A 14,260-nucleotide genomic window follows, 5' to 3' on the forward strand; every position below is an offset into this window, starting at 1 on the left:
CCAGGACTCCGGCACCACCCGCCAGGAAGCAGCCACCCTCCTGGCAGCACACTCCTGAGCCTCAATCCGTGAAGTGCCCAAGGGCCGGACACCGGAAGATTCCGGCGTCCGGCCCTTGGGTTTAAGTCACGTAGAATTGAGTCACTATGGCGAAATCCCCTGACTCCAGCAATTCCTCCTCCGCGGGCTCAAGCGCGGTGAAGCGCAGCATGTTCACGCGCAAGCCGAAGGAAGCAAAAGCCAAGAAGCCCAGCAGGCTCAAGCAGATCGGCGAGGTCTTCACTATGACCCGCCGCCACGATCCCATGGTTCCGTGGCTGATGCTGCTGGTGTTCCTGGGTGTCGTGGCTGTGAGCTTCCTGGTGGGCTTCCTGCTGGACAACTGGATCACGGGCCTGATCATCGGCATTCCGCTGGGCTTGCTGGCGGCCACCTTCATCCTCTCCCGCCGTGCCGAGCGCGCCGCATTCGCCCAGATCGAAAACCAGCCGGGAGCTTCGGGCGCTGCCCTGGGCACGCTCCGCCGGGGTTGGATCACCGAGGAGCAGCCCGTCGCTGTGAACCCGCGCACGCAGGATGCCGTGTTCCGCGCCGTCGGCCGTCCCGGCGTCGTCCTTGTCAGCGAAGGCCCTACCCACCGGGTGAAGCCGCTGCTGGATGCCGAGCGCAAGCGCCTGGCGCGTATCCTGCCCAACGTTCCCGTCCACACCATCCAGACCGGGCGCGGCGAAGGCCAGGTACCCCTGAGCCAGGTGGCCAAGCAGATGGGCAAGATGAAGAACGAACTGACCAAGCTCGAGGTAAGCACGGTTTCCAAGCGCATCGCCTCCATGGGCACCAGGCTTCCCATCCCCAAGGGCATCGACCCGTACAAGGCCCGTCCCAACCGCGGGCGTTAGCCACCAGGACGCCCCGGTACCGGCACAGCCGGCCACCGGGGCGTTTTTCTTGCCTCCGGACAGCTCCCGGACGCACTTCCGGCACCCAAAACCGCCCACCGACAACGACGGGACGTGACCATGCCCTTGAAGACACCGACCATCCGCGCCTTCCGCATCCTCGCGGTGGCGGAGGCATGCAGCTGGGCCGCGCTCCTGGCAGGGATGTACCTGAAGTGGATTGCGGGCACCACGGAACTCGGCGTCCAGATTGCCGGGCCCGTCCACGGTGCACTGTTCATCGCCTACGGGGTGGCTGCACTGCTGCTTTGGCGCCTCCAGCGCTGGCCGTTCCTGGTGGCCGTGCTGGCTGGAGTCTCCGCCGTGTTTCCCTTCGCCACTATCCTCTTCGAGCGCTGGGCCGGGCGGCGGGGGCACCTGACTGCCTCCGGGGCAGAGAGCACCGAAGCCGACTTCGAACCCAGCCGGGCATAGGCCCTGCTGGCCTAAAGCCTCCTGCTGTATCTTGCGCTGGCGTCGCTTCGCACTGCCGGAAGTCCGCGCGGCACCTAAGTGCCGGTCCCGGCGCTAGCGGCGGATGAGGAGGGTGTTCATCGCCTTGTCGTGGAGGCCGCGCTGGTCGGGATCGAAAATCACGGCGGGAATGACCAGGCACAACAGAACCGCCCTGACCAGTGCCGCGAGCGGCCCCGGAGTGCCGCCGCCCGGCCTGATCACGGCCATGCCCATGACACGGTGGCCGATGCTGTAGCCCAACGTTCCCACCAGCAGGATCTGCTCGATGGCAAAGACCGCAAGGGTGGCCCAGGAGTCCCCGCCGAAGGCAAAGTTACTGATCAGCAGTGCGATGCCCCAGTCGATCATGATCGCCGCGATCCTGCGCCCTGCGCGGGCAATGGAGCCGGGGCCGGACTCGGGAAGGCCCAGCCGCTCACCGGGATATTTCGAAATGCCGGAAGTGTCCGGTCCGGTGAGCCAGGACCCGATATCTTTGCGATCTACCACTGTCCAAGCTTACCGAGCCGCCGGACGCCACGCGCCCACACTGTGGATGGGACTCGACCGCACTGTGGACGGAAGATAGCGTGGTCATAGCAGGGTGATCTGTAACCTGCCCGAAACAATGCGGACACGGACGGGAAATGCCGCATCCATAGTCTGTTAGCAGTTTCAAGCAATCCCCCGGCAGGTACACGCAGCAGGGAAAACGATCGTTCTCCCTGCTTTTGGATTGCGCTGGATCATGTGGCTTGCATGCCAGATATTTACATATGCGTTAGGAGCATAGATGTTCAAGACTGCGGACGAAGTCCTCAAGTTCATCAAGGACGAAGATGTAAAGTTCGTCGATATCCGCTTCACCGATCTTCCGGGCGTCCAGCAGCACTTCAACGTCCCCGCCAAGAGTGTTGACGCCGACTTCTTCGTCAACGGCCAGCTCTTCGACGGTTCCTCCATCCGCGGCTTCCAGGGCATCGCCGAATCCGACATGCAGCTGATCCCGGACGTCACCACCGCGTTCCTGGACACCTTCCGCATGGAGAAGACCCTCGCGCTGAACTTCTCCATCGTCAACCCGCGCACCGGTGACCCCTACCACCGCGACCCGCGCGGCGTGGCCGAGAAGGCCGAAGCCTACCTGGCCTCCACCGGCATCGCCGACACCGCATTCTTCGCCCCCGAGGCCGAGTTCTTCGTCTTCGACAACGTCCAGTACCAGTCCTCCCCGCAGGGCAGCTTCTACAAGATCGACTCCGAGGAAGCCCACTGGAACACCGGCCGCGAGGAAGAGGGCGGCAACCTGGGCTACAAGACCCCCGTCAAGGGCGGTTACTTCCCGGTCTCCCCCACGGACAAGCAGGCTGACCTGCGCGACGCCATGTGTGTCGCCCTGGACGAGGCCGGCCTTGAGGTTGAGCGCAGCCACCACGAAGTTGGATCCGCCGGCCAGGCCGAGATCAACTACAAGTTCACCACCCTGACCCACGCTGCCGATGACCTGCAGAAGTTCAAGTACGTCATCAAGAACACCGCCGACGCCTGGGGCAAGTCCGTGACCTTCATGCCGAAGCCGGTCTTCGGTGACAACGGCTCCGGCATGCACTGCCACCAGTCGCTGTGGAACGGCGGCGAGCCGCTGTTCTACGACGAGAAGGGCTACGCCGGCCTGTCCGACACCGCCCGCTGGTACATCGGCGGCCTGCTGAAGCACGCTTCCGCCGTCCTGGCGTTCACCAACCCCACGGTGAACTCCTACCGCCGCCTGGTCAAGGGCTTTGAGGCCCCGGTCAACATGGTGTACTCGCAGGGCAACCGCTCTGCCGGTATCCGTATCCCCATCACGGGCTCCAACCCGAAGGCCAAGCGCATCGAGTTCCGCGCACCGGACCCCTCCTCCAACCCGTACCTGGCCTTCGCTGCCCAGCTGATGGCCGGCATCGACGGCATCCGCAACCGCATCGAGCCCCCGGCTCCGATCGACAAGGACCTCTACGAGCTCCCCGCCGAGGAAGCCAAGGACATCCCCAAGGCTCCGGGCACGCTCGAGGAGGCCCTGGAGGCCCTGCGCGAGGACAACGAGTTCCTGCAGGCCGGCGGCGTCTTCACCCAGGACCTCATTGACACCTGGATCGAGTACAAGTACGAGAACGAGATCCGCCCGCTGTCCCTGCGCCCGAACCCCTACGAGTTCGAGCTCTACTACGGCGTCTAGTCTGCAGCCTGCCCCGCAGGACAGCTGATACAGCGAAAGGCGGCCACCGGATACATCCGGTGGCCGCCTTTTGCGTTGTCCGCAGGGCCGTCAGGCCACGGACGAAGGCCGTAGGTGGGGGCCCGCCTCCAGACGTGCTGAGACCGGGAGCCGGACCCCCTGACGAATGCCCCCCGAGACGAAGACTGTCCAGCCTTCCCCCCAACAAGGTTGGAGAACACCGCCACCCACATAATCGGGCAAACGCTTGCTAAGCGCAATGCCGGCCCGGCGCGTTACGGCGGCGGCAGGGTGGCGAAGCTCCGGAACAGGGTCCGCTGCGGCCCCGCGGACCCACCCAGGTAACGCCCCGCATCGAGAAACCCGGCGCTGCGGTAAGCGGCCACGCCCGCATGGTTTTCTTCGTTGACGGAAAGTACGACGCCGGACTCGCCGCCCCTGTGCCGGACGGTGAGCCTGTGCGCGGCCTCCACCGCGGCGGTGGCCGCAAGGGTACCCAGCCCCCTCCCCTGGTGCCGGCCGTCGATAAGGAAACCACGCAGCAGCCACGCTGTCCGGTCATCAGGCCACCCGGCGAGGGCGGCGGCTCCGCTCTGGAGAGTCAAGAGGCCCACGGCGGCACCGCCGGATTCCACCACGTAGGGCCGGCGTGATTCTTCTGCCAGTCCTGCCAGGGCCATGCGCAGGGGGTCGCCCACGAAACGTTCCTGGCCGGGCAGCAGCGAAAGGTCCGCGACGGCCCCCAGTTGGATGGCGCGGGCATCTTCGTCCAGGTCCCGCAGGGAAATGAGCCAAACCCAGTCAGTGGCCATAGAAGACGCGATCAAAGACTGCCCTGGCCCGGCGGCTCACCCGCAGGTAATCCTCCTCCAGCACACCGGCCTGTCCCGGCTCGTAGCCGCACCAGCGCGCTACGGCCTCAAGGTCGCGGCGTGAGGACGGCAGGAGGTCCGAGGCCTTGCCGCTCCAGATGACGTTGGCGGAACGGATCCGGCTGGCGAGCCGCCAGGCCTTTGCCAGGAGCCCGGCGTCGGCGCCGTCCAGCAGTCCCAGACCCGCCGCGGCTGCCAGCGCCTCCAGCGTCGATGTGGTGCGGAGCTCCGGATGTTTCCCGGCATGCTGGAGCTGCAACAGCTGGACCAGCCATTCGACGTCGCTCAAGCCGCCGCGCCCCAGTTTCAGGTGGCGGGCCGGGTCGGCGCCGCGGGGAAGCCGCTCGGATTCAACGCGGGCCTTGATACGCCTGATTTCGCGCACGTCGTGTTCGGCAACCGACTCCGGGTAGCGGATGGGGTCGATGAGCTCGAGGAAGTCAGCCGCCAGCGCGTCGTCGCCGGCCATGGGGCGTGCCCGCAGCAGCGCCTGGGCTTCCCAGATCAGGGACCACCGCCGGTAATACTCGGCGTAGGAGTCCAGGGAGCGCACCATGGCCCCGTTCTTGCCTTCGGGCCGGAGGTCGGCATCGACCTGCAGCACGCGTTCGGCCATGATGGCCGGCTTCAGCGGCTGGGTGAGCAGGCTGGACACCTTGGCCACGATGCGGGCAGCCTGCTCCTGGGCCTCCGCTTCAGAGAACCCGGGAAGGGCCCGGTGGACGTACATGACGTCCGCATCGGAGCCGTAGCCGATCTCGCGGCCGCCCTGCCGGCCCATGGCCACCACCAGCACCGAGGTCTTGAGTGGTCCGTCGGCCGGGACGATCCCTTCCGCCACGCGCAGGGCGCCCAAGACGGCAGCGCGGTCCGTGTCCGCCAGGGCCCTGCCTACGGCCTCCTGGTCCAGGAGGCCGGCTGAATCGGCGATGGCGATGCGCAGGATTTCCCGCCGCCGGATCAGCCGGATCAGGCGCATGGCACTCTCGGGATCCTCGTGGCGGGACATCTTGGCAGTGATCTCCTGCCACTGGGCTTCAAAGCCCACCGGCACCAGGTCCTTGTCCTGTCCCAGCCACGCCACAGACTCCGGCGAAACTTCCAGGAGGTCTGCGATCAGGCGGGAATTGGAGAGCATGTGGCAGAGACGTTCGGCGGCGGCGTTGGAGTCGCGGAGCAGGCCCAGGTACCAGTGCGTTGTGCCCAGCGCTTCACTGATCCGGCGGAACGCGAGGAGGCCGGCGTCCGGGTCAACGCCTTCGGCGAGCCAGTCAAGCAGGATGGGCAGGAGCTGGCGCTGCAGGGCGGCACGGCGGCTGACACCGGCGGTCAGCGCCTCGATGTGGCGCATGGCTCCCTGCGGGTCCCGGTAGCCGAGGGCGGCCAGCCGGCCCTGTGCTGCTTCCGGCGTCAGCTTGGCGTCCTCGCTGCTGAGCTTGGCTGCGGAATTCAGCAGCGGGCGGTAGAAGATGCGCTCGTGCAGTTCACGGACCGAGCGCTTGGTGCGCTGCCACGTGGAAAGCAGGGAGTCGGGCGTGGGGCGCTCGTTGGAGAAGGGCCCCAGCACTGCCTTGGCCAGGGAGCGCAGGGCCGGTTCGGCCACCGGCATGAGATGGGTGCGGCGCAGCTGGAACAGCTGGATCCGGTGCTCCAGGAGCCGCAGGTAACGGTAGGCGTTGTCAAAGGCAGCGGCGTCTGAACGGCCGATGTAACCTCCGGCTGACAGGGCGGCGATCGCCGAGGTGGTGTCCCGGCGTCGTAAGGATTCATCCGCCTTGCCGTGCACCAGCTGGAGCAGCTGCACGGTGAACTCAACATCACGCAGTCCGCCGCGCCCCAGCTTGATCTGGCGCTGCTCCTCAGCCGCCGGAATGTGCTCGGTCACCCTGCGCCGCATGGCCTGGACAGACTCCACGAAGCCCTCGCGGCCTGCCGAGTTCCAAATCAGCGGTGCCACGGCATCCTCGTAGGCCCTGCCCAGAGCGGCATCACCGGCGATGGTGCGTGCCTTCAGCAACGCCTGGAATTCCCAGCTCTCGGCCCACCTGGCGTAGTACGTCTGGTGGGAGGCAAGGGTGCGCACCAGGGGACCCGACTTGCCTTCGGGCCGCAGGTTGGCGTCCACCTCCCACAGGCCCGGTTCCCGGGCAACGGACGAGATGGCCCGTGAAATGCCGCTTGCCAGCGCCGTGCCGATGGTGTTGGCGTGCGCGTCCTCCAGGCTGCCTGGGTCCACCACGTAGATGACGTCGACGTCGGAAATGTAGTTCAGTTCCCGGGCTCCGCACTTGCCCATGCCGATCACCGCCAGGCCAACGTCGGCGACGTCGGCGGCGCTGTGCTGCTCCGTGGCCTCCGCCCGCGAAACGGCGAGGGCAGCTTCGATGGCCGCAGCAGCGAGGTCCGCCAGTTCACCGCCCACCGACGGGAGGAAATCCAGCGGATCCGCCGCGCACAGGTCCTTGACGGCTAGGTCCACCAGTCCGCGGCGGTAGGCCGTGCGCAGGGCGGCGTAGGCGTCCACACCAGTGGCGGCGGCCACGGGCCGGGCGGCGCGGGGGTCGGCGCCGACGGACTGCAGGAGCGTAGCGCGCAACCGTTGCGGATCGGCGGGCAGGGGTTCGGGGCTGGCACGGACCCGGAACGCCTCCAGGTGCTCGGGGTGCCGGATGAGGAACTCCCCCAAGGCCTCCGAGGCGCCCAGGACACGGTACATCGGTTCGCTGGTCTCCGGTTCGGCGGCCGCCAGGTCCCGCAGCTGCGGGTGTTTCTCGATCAGCCTGACCAGCGATTGGAGGGCAGTGTCCGGACTTGCGGCGAGCTGCAGCCCGGCAAAGAGCCTGTCCTGGTCCAGGCCTTCGAGTTCGCGCGCAGCCAGGAACCGTTCGCCCTTTTCCAGGTCGCTGAATCCGGCCGCGATGAGGCGGCGTGCCAGGCTCACGCCGGGCACCTAGAGGATGCCGAGGTTGCGCTGCAGCTCGTAGGGCGTCACCTGCAGGCGGTAGTCCTGCCACTCGGCGCGCTTGTTGCGCAGGAAGTGCTCGTAAACCTGTTCTCCCAGGATCTGCGGCATCAGCTCGGAGTCCTCCATCGAACGGATGGCGTCGTGCAGGCTGGCCGGGAGCGGATCGTGGCCCATGGCACGGCGTTCGGCCGAGCTCAGCGACCAGACGTCGTCCTCGGCGGCTGCCGGAAGGTCGTAGCCTTCCTCGATGCCCTTCAGGCCCGCACCGAGCAGGACCGCGTAGGCCAGGTAGGGGTTGGCCGCGGAGTCGATGCCGCGGTACTCGATCCGGGCGGACTGGCCCTTGCCCGGCTTGTACAGCGGAACACGGACCAGAGCGGAGCGGTTGTTGTGCCCCCAACTCAGGTAGCTGGGGGCCTCGCCGCCGCCCCACAGGCGCTTGTAGGAGTTGACGAACTGGTTGGTGACAGCCGTGAACTCGGGAGCGTGCTTGAGGATGCCGGCAATGAACTGCCGGGCGGTCTTGGAGAGCTGGAACTCAGCACCGGCCTCGAAGAACGCGTTGCTGTCGCCCTCGAAGAGCGAGAAGTGCGTGTGCATGCCGGACCCGGGGTGGTCGGTGAACGGCTTGGGCATGAACGTGGCGTACGTGCCCTGCTGCAGCGCCACCTCCTTGATGACGGTGCGGAACGTCATGATGTTGTCGGCGGTCTGCAGTGCGTCCGCGTAGCGGAGGTCGATTTCGTTCTGGCCGGGGCCGGCCTCGTGGTGGCTGAACTCAACGGAAATGCCCACGGACTCCAGCATGGTCACCGCCGTGCGGCGGAAGTCCTGGGCCACGCCGCCGGGAACGTGGTCGAAGTAGCCGCCCTCATCAACCGGCACAGGCGCGCCATTCGGACCCGGCTCGTGGGACTTGAGCAGGTAGAACTCGATCTCCGGGTGGGTGTAGCAGGTGAAGCCCATGTCCGCGGCCTTGGCCAGGGTGCGCTTGAGCACGTTGCGGGGGTCCGCCGCCGAGGGCTCGCCGTCGGGAGTAAGGATGTCGCAGAACATGCGCGAGGTCTGCTCGGTCTCGCCGCGCCACGGCAGGATCTGGAAGGTGGCCGGATCCGGCTGGGCCAGCATGTCCGATTCGAAGACGCGGGCCAGGCCCTCGATGGACGAGCCGTCGAAGCCCAGGCCTTCCTCGAACGCTCCCTCCACTTCTGCCGGTGCAAGCGCCACGGACTTCAGCGAACCCACGACGTCGGTGAACCACAGGCGCACGAAACGTACGTCGCGCTCTTCGATCGTGCGCAGGACAAACTCTTGCTGGCGGTCCATGATGGCCTCTTCTCCGGTCAACGTCCATGCTCCGGGTCCGCACAAGGGGAAAGCCGGCAGCAGTTCATCAACACTGTACTAATCATTCGCCGCTCATGCTGAAGCCTGGTGCCTGCGTAACACAGCATTAACCTGCCGCGCCCTTGTCAGGTGCCCCCGGCCCCGTTTCCGGCGGCCTGCGGCGCCCTTCGGCCGGCCTCCGTTATGACGCTAATCACCGGCCCCGATGCGGAGCGCGGTAGCTAGTACGGCGGGTACCGCATTACGCTCATCCCATGGCCTCCAGCAACAGCTCCGACTCCAGCGCGTCCGCAGAAGTACCCGCACCGTACGGCAGCGGGCCCGGCACACCGGCTGCAGCCGAACGGAAGCCGGCGAAGGTCCGCATCCACCACTTGCAGCAGGCCAAGCGCGACGGCACCAAATTCGCAATGCTCACCGCCTACGAGCAGTACACGGCCGAGATTTTCGACGCCGCCGGCATCGAGGTGCTCCTGGTGGGAGATTCCGCCTCGAACAACGTGTTTGGCAACGAGACCAGCCTTCCGGTCACCGTGGACGAACTCCTCCCCCTGTGCCGCGCCGTAGCCCGCACTGCCAAGCGGGCCCTGGTGGTGGCGGACCTGCCGTTCGGCAGCTACGAGGTCAGCGCCGAACAGGCCGTGGGCGCCGGGGTCAGGTTCCTCAAGGAAGGGCTGGCCCACGCGGTAAAGATCGAAGGCGGAAAGTATTACGCACCGACGGTCCGGGCCATGGTGCAGGCGGGCATTCCGGTCATGGCCCACATCGGCTTCACCCCGCAGAGCGAACACGCGCTGGGCGGATACCGCGTCCAGGGCCGCGGCGACGACGCCCAGCGGCTGATCGACGACGCCCGCGCCCTTGCCGACGCCGGGGCATTCTGCGTGCTGATGGAAATGGTGCCGGCGGAAACGGCAGCCGCGGTGGACGCCGCCGTACAGGTTCCCACCGTGGGCATCGGCGCGGGCAAGGCCACCACCGGGCAGGTACTGGTCTGGCAGGACATGGCCGGCTTGCGGGGCGGCCGGATGGCCAAGTTCGTCAAGCAGTACGCGGACCTGCGCAGCACCCTGCTCGACGCCGCCACTGCATATGGTGAAGACGTCCGGTCAGGCGAGTTCCCCGGCCCGGAGCACTCCTTCTAGCCCTCTTTACACCGCCCCGAGGGCCCTGGAACAGGCGACCTGCCCGCAACCGGACGCGCACCTGGACGGCGTTTTGACGGTATTCCGGAAGCGGACGTCAAGGTGAGGCCGCCAGCGGCCGAGGCAGTCCGCGGAGGAATGCCGTCAAAACGGCCTTGCGCCCTGACGCCAAACTGTTCAGTCGTCGTCGCCCTTTTCCCAGGCCTCGTTGCGCGCCTTCACCTTCTCCATGGCGTGCTCAGCCTCCGCGCGGGTCTTGTACGGCCCAATGAGCTGGCTCCAGTCCGACAGCCGGTCCTCTTCCACCTCGTGGGTCTTGATGTTGAACCAGTACTCAGTCATCGTTGCTCCTCGTTCCGGCGACAGCGCACGGGGGTGACCCACGTAACACAAACACTTACGCGTGCCCTCCCCGCTTGTCGGTTGTTAGGCGTTCTGTCGTGCCTTATATGATCAATCTATGCCTTCCCTTGCCTCGACTGCACCCATTGGCACCCTCACCCCGGGTACCCTGAGTCCGCAGCGTCCCGTTCCGGCGTCCATCCCCCGTCCGGAGTACGTCGGCAAGACAGCCCCCGCCAAATTCACCGGATCCGAAGTCAAATCCCCGGAGACCATAGAAAAGATCCGGGTCGCCGGAAAGATCGCCGCACAGGCCATCGTGGAAGTCGGCAAGCACATCCAGCCAGGTGTCACCACCGATGAGCTGGACAAGGTGGGCCACGAGTTCCTGCTGGACCACCACGCCTACCCGTCCACGCTCGGCTACCGCGGGTTCCCCAAGTCCCTGTGCTCCTCGCTGAACGAGGTCATCTGCCACGGCATCCCGGACAGCACCGTGGTCCAGGACGGCGATATCCTCAACATCGACATCACGGCCTACATCAACGGCGTCCACGGCGACACCAACTACACCTTCCTGGTGGGTGACGTGGATGAGGAATCCCGGCTGCTGGTGGAGCGCACCCAGGAGTCCCTGAACAGGGCCATCAAGGCCGTGGCGCCGGGGCGCGAAATCAATGTCATTGGCCGGGCCATCCAGTCCTACGCCAAACGGTTCGGCTACGGCGTGGTCCGCGATTTCACCGGCCACGGCGTCGGGGAGGCCTTCCACACCGGGCTCATCATCCCGCACTACGATGCCGCCCCTGCCTACAACACGGTGATCGAAACCGGCATGGTGTTCACCATCGAACCGATGCTCACCCTGGGCACCGTGGAGTGGGACATGTGGAACGATGACTGGACCGTCGTCACGCGGGACCACAAGCGCACCGCCCAGTTCGAGCACACCCTGCTGGTCACCGAGGCCGGCGCCGAGATCCTCACCCTCCCGTAGTTCATCCCATGCCCCTCAGGCATGGCCGCCGGTGCAGACCGGCCACCTGTTACGGGCCCAAGCCGGCCCCTTTTTCCTGCCCGCCCCTGTTAAGAACGGAATCCCATTGGCCAAGAAGGACGAGAAGTCGCACAAGAACGCACCGCTGATCGGTATCGACATCGGTGGTACGGGCATCAAGGGCGGCATTGTCGACCTGAAGAAGGGCAAGCTCCTGGGCGAACGCTTCCGCGTGCCCACCCCGCAGCCGGCCACCCCCGAGGCCGTCGCGGAGGCCGTGGCCCTGGTGGTGGCGGAGCTCTCGGCACGCCCTGAGGCCCCCGAGGCCGGCTCACCCGTGGGGGTGACCTTTCCCGGCATCATCCAGCACGGTGTGGTCCACTCCGCCGCCAACGTGGACAAGAGCTGGCTTGATACGGACATCGATGCCCTCCTTACCGCCCGTCTTGGCCGGCCCGTGGAGGTCATCAACGACGCCGATGCCGCCGGCCTGGCCGAAGCCCGCTACGGTGCCGGCGCGGGTGTGTCCGGCACGGTCCTGGTGATCACCCTGGGGACCGGCATCGGCTCAGCGTTCATCTTCGACGGCAAACTCGTTCCCAACGCAGAGCTCGGCCACCTGGAGGTTGACGGCTTCGACGCCGAATCGAAGGCATCCGCCGTTGCCCGTGAACGCGATGGACTGACCTGGGATGAGTACAGCGTGCTCCTGCAGCGCTACTTCTCGCACGTGGAGTTCCTGTTCTCACCGGAACTGTTCATCGTGGGCGGCGGCATCTCCAAGCGCGCCGACGAATATCTTCCCAACCTCAAGCTGCGCACCCCGATTGTCCCGGCAGTCCTGCGCAACGAGGCAGGCATTGTGGGTGCCGCGCTGGAAATTGCCATCAAGCACCAGCTGTCCAAATAGCAGTGGTGCCGGTGGCGGCTGCGGCTTCCCCTCCGCTGCCGCCACCGGAGTTTAGAGGGGGCTCTTCTCGGAGTTCCTGGCCCCGCCGGCTGTACCCTTGGCGTCTTCCTCGGCCTCGTGGCGCAGCAGTGCGATGGCGGTCTCAAAATCCTCGAGGGACTCGAACGCCTGATACACGCTGGCGAAGCGAAGGTACGCCACCTTGTCCAGCTTCTGCAGCGGCCCAAGGATCACCAGCCCCACTTCGTGGGCGTCTATTTCGGCGGCACCGGAGGAGCGGATCTGCTCTTCCACTTCCTGGGCCAGCATGGCGAGGTCATCCTCGCTCACAGGGCGGCCCTGGCAGGCTTTGCGCACGCCGTTAATGACCTTGCTGCGGCTGAAGGGCTCGCCGACGCCGGAGCGCTTGATCACCGACAGGCTGGTGGTCTCGACGGTGGTGAACCGCCGGCCGCATTCAGGACACTGCCGGCGGCGGCGGATGGCCGAACCGTCATCCGCCATCCTGCTGTCCACCACACGGGAGTCGGGGTTGCGGCAGAACGGACAGTACATGGCGTTCCCCCTTTTCGCTTGTAGCGTGCAGCATCATTGGATGCCACCAGCACCGCCGGGGGGCGATGCCGTGGCATCCTTCAGTTTACGGGCATATCTGGGGTAATAACAATCCTGTAATTACTACATGTAGTAGTTTCACCCGTTGCTGCCCGGGAAACGTGCCGTGACGGCGTCCCCGTGGGCAGGCAGGTCCTCGGCGCGGGACAGGCTCACGATGTGCCCGCTGACCTCGGCCAGTGCGTCCCGGCTGTAGTTGATGACCTGGATGGCGCGCAGGAAAGTGGTCACGTTCAGCCCGGACGAGAAAGCGGCCGTGCCGCTGGTCGGCAGGACGTGGTTGGAGCCCGCGCAGTAGTCCCCGAGGCTGACGGGGCTGTAGTCCCCCACGAAGATGGCGCCTGCGTTGCGGATGCGCGCTGCCACGGCTGCTGCGTCCCGGGTCATGATCTCCAGGTGCTCGGCGGCATAGGCGTCGCAGGCCGCAATCCCCTGCTCCAGGCCGTCCACCAGCACCACGCCGGACTGTGGACCGGACAATGCCTCCTGTACCCTGGCGGCATGCTTGGTGGCTGCGGCCTGCAGCGCCAGTTCGGCCCGTACAGCCGTGGCAAGGTCCTCGGAGTCGGTGATGAGGACTGACGCCGCCTTCGGATCATGCTCGGCCTGGCTGAGGAGGTCCGCGGCGACCAGCGCGGGCTGCGCGGAATCGTCGGCCAGGATGGCGATTTCCGTGGTCCCGGCCTCGGAATCGATTCCCACCACGCCCTTAACCAGGCGCTTGGCGGTGGCAACGAAGATGTTGCCCGGTCCGGTCACCACGTCCACCGGTTCCAGGGCCGGTCCGGCTGCACTGGCTTCGATGCCGTAGGCGAAGGCTGCGATGGCCTGTGCGCCGCCAATGGCGTAGACCTCGGTGATCCCCAGCAGTGCTGCCGCGGCAAGGATCGTGGGGTGCGGCAGCCCGCCATACTCCTTCTGCGGGGGCGACGCCAGGGCAATCGACTCCACCCCTGCGGCCAGTGCCGGCACCACGTTCATGATCACCGACGACGGGTACACGGCAAGGCCGCCGGGAACGTACAGTCCCACGCGCGCCACGGGCACCCAGTTCTGGCTGACCACGGCGCCGTCGCCAAGTTCCACGTCAACATTGCGCGGACGCTGCCCGTCGGCGAATTTCCGTGCCCGGCTGATGGACTCCTCCAGCGCGGCCCGCACAGCAGGATCCAGCTGGTCCAGGGCGGTGGTGAGCGCTTCTCCGGGGACCAGCGGGTGCTCCTGCGCCACGCCGTCGAACCTCTCTGCCAGCTCAGACAAGGCAGCGAAGCCCCGGCCGCGTACGGCCGAAATGATCTGGAGGACCTTGTCCTCGGCATCGGCCACAGTCTGGCCTTTGGCACGGGGGACGGCAGCGCGGAGTGCGGCAAGGGTCAGGTTGCGGCCCCGAAGGTCGATGGTGCGGAAGTCGACGGCGGCTGTCACGGGGGCGGGAAAGTCCGGGGAAGTGGTCAC

General features: G+C 66.6%; 13 protein-coding genes. 6 read left to right on the forward strand and 7 right to left on the reverse strand.

The genetic code is table 11. The annotated features are described in order from the left end of the window. Nucleotides 1-146 precede the first annotated feature (146 nt). Both VXJ37_RS17220 and VXJ37_RS17225 read left to right on the forward strand, forming a co-directional pair. Complete coding sequence (locus VXJ37_RS17220) at nucleotides 147-899, forward strand: DUF4191 domain-containing protein (RefSeq protein ID WP_331324267.1); 753 nt, start codon at nucleotides 147-149, stop codon at nucleotides 897-899. Nucleotides 900-1,019: 120 nt separating this feature from the next. Beyond that, nucleotides 1,020-1,373 carry a DUF3817 domain-containing protein gene (locus VXJ37_RS17225; RefSeq protein ID WP_331324268.1) on the forward strand — a complete coding sequence of 118 codons (354 nt, stop codon included), beginning with the start codon at nucleotides 1,020-1,022 and terminating at the stop codon, nucleotides 1,371-1,373. Between the two features lie 93 nt (nucleotides 1,374-1,466). Here VXJ37_RS17225 and VXJ37_RS17230 read toward each other — a convergent pair whose 3' ends face one another. Then, on the reverse strand, nucleotides 1,467-1,904 hold the full coding sequence (locus VXJ37_RS17230; protein WP_331324269.1) for an RDD family protein: 438 nt from the start codon (nucleotides 1,902-1,904) through the stop codon (nucleotides 1,467-1,469). A 283-nt stretch (nucleotides 1,905-2,187) separates the two neighbouring features. On the opposite strand from VXJ37_RS17230, the gene glnA (VXJ37_RS17235) reads away from it, so the two are divergent. Further along, nucleotides 2,188-3,612: a type I glutamate--ammonia ligase gene (gene glnA / locus VXJ37_RS17235; RefSeq protein WP_018763577.1), complete on the forward strand. Its 1,425-nt coding sequence runs from the start codon at nucleotides 2,188-2,190 to the stop codon at nucleotides 3,610-3,612. Between the two features lie 275 nt (nucleotides 3,613-3,887). Here glnA (VXJ37_RS17235) and VXJ37_RS17240 read toward each other — a convergent pair whose 3' ends face one another. From VXJ37_RS17240 to glnA (VXJ37_RS17250), 3 genes are read right to left on the reverse strand one after another with little or no spacing between them, the layout of a single operon-like run. After that, nucleotides 3,888-4,424: a GNAT family N-acetyltransferase gene (locus VXJ37_RS17240; protein ID WP_331324270.1), complete on the reverse strand. Its 537-nt coding sequence runs from the start codon at nucleotides 4,422-4,424 to the stop codon at nucleotides 3,888-3,890. Then, nucleotides 4,414-7,425, reverse strand: a complete 3,012-nt coding sequence (locus VXJ37_RS17245; RefSeq protein ID WP_331324271.1) for a bifunctional [glutamine synthetase] adenylyltransferase/[glutamine synthetase]-adenylyl-L-tyrosine phosphorylase — start codon at nucleotides 7,423-7,425, stop codon at nucleotides 4,414-4,416. Before VXJ37_RS17245 ends, VXJ37_RS17240 begins: the two co-directional genes overlap by 11 nt. Nucleotides 7,426-7,434: 9 nt before the next feature. After that, nucleotides 7,435-8,775: a type I glutamate--ammonia ligase gene (gene glnA / locus VXJ37_RS17250; protein ID WP_141160830.1), complete on the reverse strand. Its 1,341-nt coding sequence runs from the start codon at nucleotides 8,773-8,775 to the stop codon at nucleotides 7,435-7,437. Nucleotides 8,776-9,050: 275 nt separating this feature from the next. Here glnA (VXJ37_RS17250) and panB point away from each other — a divergent pair, with 275 nt between their 5' ends. Then, nucleotides 9,051-9,941, forward strand: coding sequence for a 3-methyl-2-oxobutanoate hydroxymethyltransferase (gene panB / locus VXJ37_RS17255; RefSeq protein ID WP_331324272.1), 891 nt, complete (start codon nucleotides 9,051-9,053; stop codon nucleotides 9,939-9,941). 177 nt (nucleotides 9,942-10,118) lie between these two features. Here panB and VXJ37_RS17260 read toward each other — a convergent pair whose 3' ends face one another. Next, nucleotides 10,119-10,283, reverse strand: a complete 165-nt coding sequence (locus VXJ37_RS17260) for an SPOR domain-containing protein (RefSeq protein ID WP_331324273.1) — start codon at nucleotides 10,281-10,283, stop codon at nucleotides 10,119-10,121. Between the two features lie 118 nt (nucleotides 10,284-10,401). Between VXJ37_RS17260 and map the strand changes: the two genes are divergently transcribed. Beyond that, the gene (gene map, locus VXJ37_RS17265; RefSeq protein ID WP_331324274.1) at nucleotides 10,402-11,280 is read left to right on the forward strand and encodes a type I methionyl aminopeptidase; all 879 of its coding nucleotides are present in this window, start codon (nucleotides 10,402-10,404) and stop codon (nucleotides 11,278-11,280) included. 106 nt (nucleotides 11,281-11,386) lie between these two features. After that, nucleotides 11,387-12,190, forward strand: coding sequence for a polyphosphate--glucose phosphotransferase (ppgK, locus tag VXJ37_RS17270; RefSeq protein ID WP_331324275.1), 804 nt, complete (start codon nucleotides 11,387-11,389; stop codon nucleotides 12,188-12,190). A gap of 51 nt (nucleotides 12,191-12,241) precedes the next feature. Here ppgK and nrdR read toward each other — a convergent pair whose 3' ends face one another. Together nrdR and hisD are read right to left on the reverse strand one after the other, a co-directional pair. Beyond that, nucleotides 12,242-12,745: a transcriptional regulator NrdR gene (gene nrdR, locus VXJ37_RS17275; RefSeq protein ID WP_331324276.1), complete on the reverse strand. Its 504-nt coding sequence runs from the start codon at nucleotides 12,743-12,745 to the stop codon at nucleotides 12,242-12,244. A 138-nt stretch (nucleotides 12,746-12,883) separates the two neighbouring features. Next, complete coding sequence (gene hisD, locus VXJ37_RS17280; protein WP_331324277.1) at nucleotides 12,884-14,260, reverse strand: histidinol dehydrogenase; 1,377 nt, start codon at nucleotides 14,258-14,260, stop codon at nucleotides 12,884-12,886.

Source organism: Pseudarthrobacter phenanthrenivorans, assembly GCF_036455295.1.
In the GTDB taxonomy this organism is placed as follows: Bacteria; Actinomycetota; Actinomycetes; order Actinomycetales; family Micrococcaceae; genus Arthrobacter; species Arthrobacter phenanthrenivorans_C.

Excerpts from the sequence above, each read along its gene's own strand:
- VXJ37_RS17220 (WP_331324267.1), top strand. The coding sequence starts at position 147 with ATGGCGAAATCCCCTGACTCCAGCAATTCCTCCTCCGCGGGCTCAAGC.
- VXJ37_RS17240 (WP_331324270.1), bottom strand. The coding sequence starts at position 4,424 with ATGGCCACTGACTGGGTTTGGCTCATTTCCCTGCGGGACCTGGACGAA.
- glnA (WP_141160830.1), bottom strand. The coding sequence starts at position 8,775 with ATGGACCGCCAGCAAGAGTTTGTCCTGCGCACGATCGAAGAGCGCGAC.
- nrdR (WP_331324276.1), bottom strand. The coding sequence starts at position 12,745 with ATGTACTGTCCGTTCTGCCGCAACCCCGACTCCCGTGTGGTGGACAGC.
- panB (WP_331324272.1), top strand. The coding sequence starts at position 9,051 with ATGGCCTCCAGCAACAGCTCCGACTCCAGCGCGTCCGCAGAAGTACCC.
- glnA (WP_018763577.1), top strand. The coding sequence starts at position 2,188 with ATGTTCAAGACTGCGGACGAAGTCCTCAAGTTCATCAAGGACGAAGAT.
- VXJ37_RS17260 (WP_331324273.1), bottom strand. The coding sequence starts at position 10,283 with ATGACTGAGTACTGGTTCAACATCAAGACCCACGAGGTGGAAGAGGAC.
- map (WP_331324274.1), top strand. The coding sequence starts at position 10,402 with ATGCCTTCCCTTGCCTCGACTGCACCCATTGGCACCCTCACCCCGGGT.
- VXJ37_RS17225 (WP_331324268.1), top strand. The coding sequence starts at position 1,020 with ATGCCCTTGAAGACACCGACCATCCGCGCCTTCCGCATCCTCGCGGTG.